This window comes from Jiangella rhizosphaerae (assembly GCF_003579925.1).
GTDB classification, from domain to species: Bacteria; Actinomycetota; Actinomycetes; order Jiangellales; family Jiangellaceae; genus Jiangella; species Jiangella rhizosphaerae.
Genome location: NZ_QUAL01000017.1, coordinates 1 through 4,664, shown reverse-complemented (window position 1 = coordinate 4,664; position 4,664 = coordinate 1). Strand labels below are relative to the sequence as shown.

3 protein-coding genes and 1 pseudogene are annotated in these 4,664 nt (G+C 71.8%); all 4 read left to right on the top strand.

Annotated features, from left to right (window positions below):
• Positions 1–228 (top strand): annotated as a pseudogene (locus DY240_RS31575) (SRPBCC family protein); the annotation flags it as partial.
• Positions 229–873: 645 nt separating this feature from the next.
• The gene (gene lnt, locus DY240_RS01795) at positions 874–2,373 is read left to right on the top strand and encodes an apolipoprotein N-acyltransferase (RefSeq protein WP_158602700.1); all 1,500 of its coding nucleotides are present in this window, start codon (positions 874–876) and stop codon (positions 2,371–2,373) included.
• The gene (locus DY240_RS01790; protein WP_199700601.1) at positions 2,370–3,113 is read left to right on the top strand and encodes a polyprenol monophosphomannose synthase; all 744 of its coding nucleotides are present in this window, start codon (positions 2,370–2,372) and stop codon (positions 3,111–3,113) included. Before lnt ends, DY240_RS01790 begins: the two co-directional genes overlap by 4 nt.
• Positions 3,110–3,655 carry an FxsA family protein gene (locus DY240_RS01785; protein WP_233552566.1) on the top strand — a complete coding sequence of 182 codons (546 nt, stop codon included), beginning with the start codon at positions 3,110–3,112 and terminating at the stop codon, positions 3,653–3,655. The genes DY240_RS01790 and DY240_RS01785 overlap by 4 nt, the downstream gene beginning before the upstream one ends.
• Positions 3,656–4,664 lie beyond the last annotated feature (1,009 nt).

The following is a 4,664-nucleotide window of genomic DNA, read 5'->3' as shown; positions in this document are numbered from 1 at the left end:
GCCGGGGAGGCCGCGCCCGCACCCGCACCGGAAGCGCCCGAGGTCCCCACGGCGGCGGCGCCCGAGGCGGCCGTCCAGCCGCCCGCCGCGACGACGCCGTCCGCCGCCGAACCCGAGCCGCTGGACGTCATGGGGGTCGCCGGCGGATCGATCATCAGGCGGGCGGTCCCGCTCGTGCTCGTCCTCGTCGTGCTCGTCGGTGTGGTGATCTACCTCGCGACCCGCTGACGGTTGGTGATCATGAGCGCGGTATGTCCGGCTCGGCGGCCGCGACACGCCGTGTGGAAGCAACGTTTCTCGATCGACTTCCGTGTATCCAGTCGTTCGTGACCAGCGGCGCAGGGGCATTTGCGCAGGTCGACCGCTGGCTTGACACCCTGCCGATGCATCCAGCAAAGTCACGAGAGTCCACCAGCGGACGAAACCGTTCGGGCCGGCGGTCCGGGCGGGTGTTGCGAGAAGGGTCGAGGGGCGGTTCCTGTGTCCTACAGGGGCCGGGCATCCTTCGTGAGCCAGGCCCTCGCTCGCATGACCCGCCTGTACGTCGCCCGCAACGGCACGGGGTGAGACGAGGTCGGGCCCGGCCCGCCCAGTAGACAACGGTCCGCGAGCCGCATCCAGCGGCGTCCGCGGCCCGGTCCGAAGGGCGGAGCCGGGCTGCGTCCTTCGTCACGGACGCTGGGCCGGCCCGATGCTCCGACAGCACGGCCCCCGGGCACTCTCGGCCTGGGGCGCACGTTGTACCGTCGCACGATCGGCAGCACACTTGACGGGGCCGGGTCGCGATCCGGGTACGGTCCCACCGCTGGACGTCGGACGGAGCAGCACAACGTGACTCATCTGTGGCGATACGCAGGAGCCGCGCTCCTCGGCGTGTCCCTGGTCGCCGCATTCCCGCCGTACGATCTCTGGTTCGTCGCCGTCCTCGTGCCCGCGGCGTTCGCGCTGCTGGTGCGCGGCCAGCCTCTGAAGCGGTCGGCGCTGCTGGGTTACCTGTTCGGCGCCGGCTTCTTCCTGCCGCTGCTCGACTGGACCGGCATGGAGGTCGGGCCGATCCCGTGGATCATCCTGGCCCTGTTCGAGGCGCTGTTCTTCATCCCGCTGGCCCTCGGCCTGACGCTGGTCCAGCGGCTGCCCGGCTGGCCGGTCTGGACCGCGGCGGTCTGGGTCGCCGACGAGGCCGTCCGCGGCCGCCTCCCGTATGGCGGCTTCACCTGGGGGAAGCTGGCGTTCTCGCAGGCCGACAGCCCCATGCTGGGGCTGGTGTCGTGGGCCGGCACGCCGGGGCTGTCGTTCGCCGTCGCGCTGGCCGGCGGGCTGCTCGCCTGGGTCGTCGTCGAGCGACGGCTCTGGGTACGCGCCGCGGCCGCGGCGGGCGCCGTCGCCGTCGTCGTCGCGCCGCTGCTCATCCAGCCGATGGAGCCCGACGGCGACACCGTCACCGTGGCGATCGTGCAGGGCAACGTGCCGGCCGAGGGTCTGGCCTACAACGACGAGAAGCGCGCCATCACCCGCAACCACGTCGAGGCGACGCAGCGCCTGGCCGACGACGTCGAGGCCGGCCGGGTCGAGCGGCCCGACGTCGTGGTGTGGCCCGAGAACTCCTCCGACATCAGCCCGTTCCACGACGCCGACACCTACCGGGCCATCGATGGCGCGGTGCGTGCCATCGGCGTGCCGACGCTGATCAGTGCGATCGTCCCCACCGACGACGGCCGCAACGTCCACAACACGTCGATCCTGTGGGACCCCGTCAGCGGCCCCGGCGACACCTACGTCAAGCGGCACCCCATGCCGTTCGGCGAGTACATCCCGTTCCGGTCCATCGCCGAGCGCATCACCGACGCCGTGAACCAGCAGCCGCGCGACCACCTGCCCGGCGACCGCGTCGGCATCTTCCGGGTGGGCGACACCGTCATCGGCGACGTCATCTGCTTCGAGGTCGCCTTCGACGGCATCGTCCGCGACGCCGTCATCGACGGCGGCCAGTTCCTCACCGTCCAGACCAACAACGCGACGTTCGGCCGCACGGAGATGACCGAGCAGCAGCTGGCGCAGTCGCGGGTCCGGGCGTTCGAACACGGCCGGACGGTGCTGGTGTCGGCCCTGGCGGGCGTCAGCGCCGTGGTCGCGCCGGACGGGTCGGTCCAGGACCGCGCCGAGCTGTTCACCCAGGACGTCATCGTCACCGAGGTCCCGCTCGCCGACGGCCTCACGCCCGCTACGCGCGTCGGCGCCTGGCCCGAGTGGATCATCACCGCGCTCGGCCTCGGCGCCGTCGCCCTCGTCGTCGTCGACGCCCGCCGCAGCCGCCGGGCCACCGCTCCCGTCGCCGACGAGCCGCGGCCGCCCGTGGAGGCGGGGGTCCCGTGACGTCCGTCCTGGTGGTCATCCCGACCTACAACGAGGCCCTCACCATCGGCAAGGCGGTCGACCGCACCCGCACGGCGGTGCCCGGCGCCCACATCCTGGTGGTCGACGACGCTTCACCCGACGGCACCGGCGCCATCGCCGACGACCTGGCCGAACTCGACGACCACGTGCACGTGCTGCATCGCGGCGGCAAGCAGGGGCTGGGTGCGGCGTACGTGGCCGGCTTCGGCTGGGGGCTGTCGCGCGACTACGACGTCCTCGTCGAGATGGACGCCGACGGCTCGCACCAGCCGGAGGAACTGCCGCGGCTGCTGCACGCCGCCGAGAACGCCGACCTCGTCATCGGGTCGCGCTACGTGCCCGGCGGGCGGACCGTGAACTGGCCGTACAAGCGGCAGGCCATCTCGCGCATCGGCAACACCTACACCCGGCTGGCGCTGGGGACGGCGCTGCGCGACGCCACCGGCGGGTTCCGGGCCTTCCGCGCGTCCGCCCTGCGCGAACTGGACATCGAGAGCGTGGCGTCGCAAGGTTATTGCTTCCAGGTCGACATGGCGTGGCGGGCGGTCCGGAGCGGGCTCCGGGTCATCGAGGTCCCCATCACGTTCGTCGAGCGGGAGCAGGGAGAGTCGAAGATGGACAGCAGGATCGTGCGCGAGGCGCTCTGGCGGGTCACCCAATGGGGTGCCGTCCACCGCGCCCGGCAGCTGCGCGCGCTGGTCGGAGGGAGCCGACGGTGAGACGTTTCGGCCCGTTAGCCCTGGGCGTGATCGAGCTGATCGCGCTGGTCATGGTGGCCAACTGGGTCGGATTCGGCTGGGCCCTGCTGATCCTGCTCGGCACCAGCATCCTCGGCATCGCCCTGCTGCGCATCGAAGGACTGCGGGCCTGGCAGGAGCTGCGCAACGCCGCCGCCGACGGCCGGTTCCCGCAGGACGAGCCCGAGTCGGTGCCGGCGTCGTCTGCCCGCATGGCCGACACCGGCGCGCGCATCCTCTCCGGTGTCCTGCTGACGTTCCCCGGTTTCGTCACCGACCTCATCGGCCTGGTGCTGCTGATCCCGCCGATCCGCCGTGGCGTGGGCCGCCGACTCGCGGCGTCGGCCTTCCGGACGTTCCCCGGCCGCCGCGGACCCGGCATGGGCGGCCTCGGCCGGCCCGGCCCGGGTGGTCCGGGCGCTGCCGGCGGTCCGGGTGCGGGCGGCCAGGGTGGCGGCATCCATCACGGCGTCGTCATCGAGGGCGAGGTCGTCGACACCGACCCGCCCCGCGACCAGCGCTGACCACCCGTCGCCGCCGGACGCCCGGTGACGTGCGTTCGCCGGGTCGTGGCGTTGGCCCCCCCTGCTGCCCATTCTCTTGCCGCGAACGCGCGCGTCAAGCGGACTATTGGGGCGCTTTCGCGCGGTGATGACCGCTTGACTCACCCGTCCGCGGCGNCGCGGTGATGACCGCTTGACTCACCCGTCCGCGGCGAAGAACGGGCAGCTATCAGGGGGACGGGGAGGATGTGGGCACGCCTCGCCGTTTGTCGTGCCCGTTTCGCGCCGTTTGTCGGGCCGTGGACGGCCATGATCATCCAGGATCGTCTACATCACGAGGATTACGTGAGCTTCACCATGACTGTAGGGGTGTTGACGCTGGGGTAATCCTCGTGATGGTCCGCGAATCGCGGCGAAATCTCACCACGTGGACGCTCAACAACACCAACGCCACACAGAAGCCGGCCAGACGCCCCGGCAGCCGTCGCCACACCCCCCGTCCCCTGATAGCTGCCCGTTCTGAGCCGCGGGCGCGCGGGTCAAGTCCAAGCGCCCCAACCCCAGCAAAGCCCGACCACCACGCGCGCGGACTTGAGGCGCGCGTGCGCGGCCAAGACAATCGGGCAGCAGGGGGACGGGAAACACCCCGGGCGAACCTGTGAGCCGACGTTGGTCGTGCCGGTGGGAAGGTCGCTGGCGTTCGCGATGGAGCCGACATCGTGCCGACGGCCACGCGCGCGGCCGTGGCCCCCTCACCGTGCCGACGAACCCAGTCAGGTGGTGCCAGCCCGGCCGGGCGCACCGGTCTTGTCGCCGTCGACCCCCCGGTGCCGATGACGACGAGCCGCAGGCCGCTGATGGGTGAGGGATCCGGGTAGCCAGGACGACGCGGATCCCTCACCCATCAAGGCCGCGACGGCATCACCTGCCGACCGCGACACCGTGACGACGACGCCGCCACCGTGACCACCACACCACGACACACGCCCCACGCCTTCATCGGCATCTCCAAGGCCGCAGCGTCGGCAAT